The following is a 3,013-nucleotide window of genomic DNA, read 5'->3' on the forward strand; positions in this document are numbered from 1 at the left end:
CGCCTCGGTCGGACCCAGCGATCAGGCGTCCTCGAACTTGGCGATGACGAGCGTTTCGGCCAGCCCGTCGCGGGTCCATTCCTGGAACGCCGGCAGCGCCATCATCGTCTCCATGTAGGCCTTCGTGTCCGGAGCAACGTCGATCGCATAGGTGCGCAGGCGGTGCACGACCGGCGCGTACATCGCGTCCGCCGCACCGAAGCGGCCGAACAGGAACGGACCCTTGGCACCATGGCGCGTGCGGCACTCGCGCCAGATCTCCTCGACGCGGGCGATGTTGGCCTTGGCGTCCGCCGACAGCGCCACGGGGCGGATCGGCCGATGCAGGTTCATGCCGCATTCGTTGCGCAGAGCGACGAATCCGGAGTGCATCTCGGCGCACACCGATCGGGCATGGGCGCGCGCGGCGACGTCGTCCGGCCACAGCTTCACTTCCGGATAGCGCTCGGCGACATATTCGATGATGGCGAGCGAATCCCACACCGTGACGTCGCCGTCGACCAGCACCGGTACCTTGCCGGCGCGGCTGAAGGACAGGATCTGCTCCTTGTCTGCGGGATTGTCGGTGTAGAGCGGGATGAGCGTCTCCACGAACGGGATGTCGTTGGCGCGAAGCGCGAGCCAGGGCCGCATCGACCATGACGAGTAGTTCTTGTTGCCGATCGCGAGTTTCAGCGCAGCCATGTCATCAGTCCTTCCCGAGACGTCCTAGAGCGAGCCGCTTTTAACGCCATCGCCTGCCGCCAATCAATCATTGCTGCGTTTCGCCATGCGTGGCAATCGTTGCGGTCCGCGCCAGGAGACAGACATGAGCAGGCATTGGGTCGACATCACCGCCGTCGGCTTCTTCATCATCGAATGGCTGGTCTATGCACTGACGCTGGAGCATTCGGCCTATGGCCGCGACAGCCTGTCGGCGCGTATGAACCGCTATCGCGAGGTCTGGGTGCGCCGCCTGCTCGACCGCGACACCCGCATGGTCGACATGCAGATCATGGCCTCGCTCCAAAACGGCACCGCCTTCTTCGCCTCCACCAGCCTGATCGCGCTCGGCGGCGCGCTGGCGCTGCTGCACGCCACCAACGATGCCATCACGATTCTGAGCAAGCTGCCGATCGACCTCAGCACCTCGCCGGCCATGTGGGAGCTGAAATGCGTCGGCCTTGTGCTGATCTGCGTCTACGCCTTCTTCAAGTTCGCCTGGGCTTACCGCCTGTTCAATTACGTCGCGATCCTGTTCGGCGGCATGCCGCCGGCGGACCAGCGCGACACGCCCGCAGCCGAAGCCCATGTCATCCGCACCTCGCGCCTGTTCGAATCCGCCGGCCGCCATTTCAACCGCGGCCAGCGCGCCTTCTTCTTCGCGCTCGGCTATCTCGGCTGGTTCGTCAGCCCCTGGCTGCTGTTCGTCACCACGGCAGCCGTGGTGATCGTAACCTGGCGACGGCAGTTCGCCTCGAGCGCATGGGCCGCGATGGCGCCGGAGGGGGCGGATGGCGAGGAGATGGGGAAGCGCGGTCATTGAGCGCCGCTCTGCGACGCGGCGCGGTGCCGTAGGGTGGGCAAAGGCGCAAAGCGCCGTGCCCACGAGTCCGACGACGATACGCAAAGTCGTGGGCACGCTTCGCTTTGCCCACCCTACGATGCCAGGGTGTGTGGCAACTGCTTCGCCCTTCCGGTTCGCAATCTGAATCACAGACATGCCTCTTCGGCCTCGCGGCTTGTTCGCCCGAGCTTTGCTTCATCTTTCGCCCCTCTGAAATCCAAGAGGGCGCAGGGAAGGCCGGGTGCCAGCTCGCACCCGCGGTCTGCTGCGCGAAATGTAGCGCAAGAAGACCGCACAGCAGCATACAGGTGGTGCCGAACACTCGGCCTTCCCTGCGCGATGGTCGGACGGCTTATGCCGTGCTCTCCCGGGAGCCGAACTTTCCTTCTGGCCTCCCTCGCCCCGCGAATTGGATGATGCAGTCTGCCCGGTTGAGCTCGCTCGCACCTTCGCGAAAGACTTGACCGTAGCAACGACGGCCAGGACCACACGGTTTTGCCGTACGCACGGCCCGCCATTTCGCCGCAGTTTTCTCAGCCCAGTCGACGGAGCTGCGAAACTTACAGGCGAGACGAACCTAGCAGCGCCGCTCGTCCGCACGCGGGTTACGAGCTCACAGGGACTACCCGCCCTGCCCGCCCCATCTCGTGCCGACGCTGCCGCGTCCACCGCAGGCCCGGCTCGCGATGCGTGACGACACAAGATCGCCCCTCTTGGATGAGCCGGGATGGATGACACATACGACAAAACCGAATTTCGGTAAAGGGGAATATTTTTGCGCGAGTGGATTGACAGAGGGCGACACAGGCGCGGCCGCGTAGCCCGGATGAGCGGAGCGACATCCGGGACAGTGCAAGATGCCGGACGAGCGGCCCCGGGTATCGCTGCGCTCACCCGGGCTACAACAGCTACCCGCCAAGATCCCGGGGGCTGAACGGCAGGTCCAGCACCTTCCATTCCTGGTATAGATTGGCGGGCAGCATCTTGTAGGGCTGACAATTCTGAAGCGCGCTCATTGCGGACCTCACGAGGGCCACCCCTTTTGTGGACGGCGGGGCTTCGAGCAGGATCGGCTCGCGCGCCAGCGTGCCGTCGGTGGCGAACACCGTGCGCAGCTTGATATGAACGTTGTCGGTCGGCGCAAGTCCGGCCGGCAATTTCGCACAGCTGCGCAAGTGGCTGCGAAGCGCGGCAATGATTTCGGCCGGCAACTTGGCTGCGATCGAATCCTTGGCGTCGCCGCCATCGTCCTTGGGGGCGTCTTTCGGCAGCTGCGGCGGCAATTCCGGAGGCAGGCCCAGCATGACGCCGTACTTGACGGTGACGTCAGGCTGCGGAGCCTGATAGGTCGGCGGCGGCGCGGCCTGTGGCTGCTGCATCGCCTGTGGCGGCAGCTGCATCGATGGCTGCTGCATTGGCTGGGCCGGCGGTTGTTGCTGCGGTTGCGGCGGCGGCTGTTGCGAGGAC

General features: G+C 65.0%; 2 protein-coding genes and 1 pseudogene. 1 reads left to right on the top strand and 2 read right to left on the bottom strand.

Going from position 1 to position 3,013, the window contains the following annotated elements; all coding sequences use genetic code 11:
• Positions 1-21: 21 nt before the first annotated feature.
• Complete coding sequence (locus MOV75_RS32760; RefSeq protein ID WP_246928003.1) at positions 22-684, bottom strand: glutathione S-transferase family protein; 663 nt, start codon at positions 682-684, stop codon at positions 22-24.
• A 124-nt stretch (positions 685-808) separates the two neighbouring features.
• On the opposite strand from MOV75_RS32760, the gene MOV75_RS32765 reads away from it, so the two are divergent.
• Entirely contained in the window at positions 809-1,525 is a 717-nt protein-coding gene (locus MOV75_RS32765; protein WP_246928005.1) for a DUF599 domain-containing protein, read from the top strand.
• 929 nt (positions 1,526-2,454) lie between these two features.
• Here the strand turns inward: MOV75_RS32765 and MOV75_RS32770 are convergent.
• Positions 2,455-3,013 (bottom strand): annotated as a pseudogene (locus MOV75_RS32770) (hypothetical protein); the annotation flags it as partial.

This window comes from Bradyrhizobium sp. PRIMUS42, from assembly GCF_023006515.1.
Classification (GTDB): domain Bacteria; phylum Pseudomonadota; class Alphaproteobacteria; order Rhizobiales; family Xanthobacteraceae; genus Bradyrhizobium.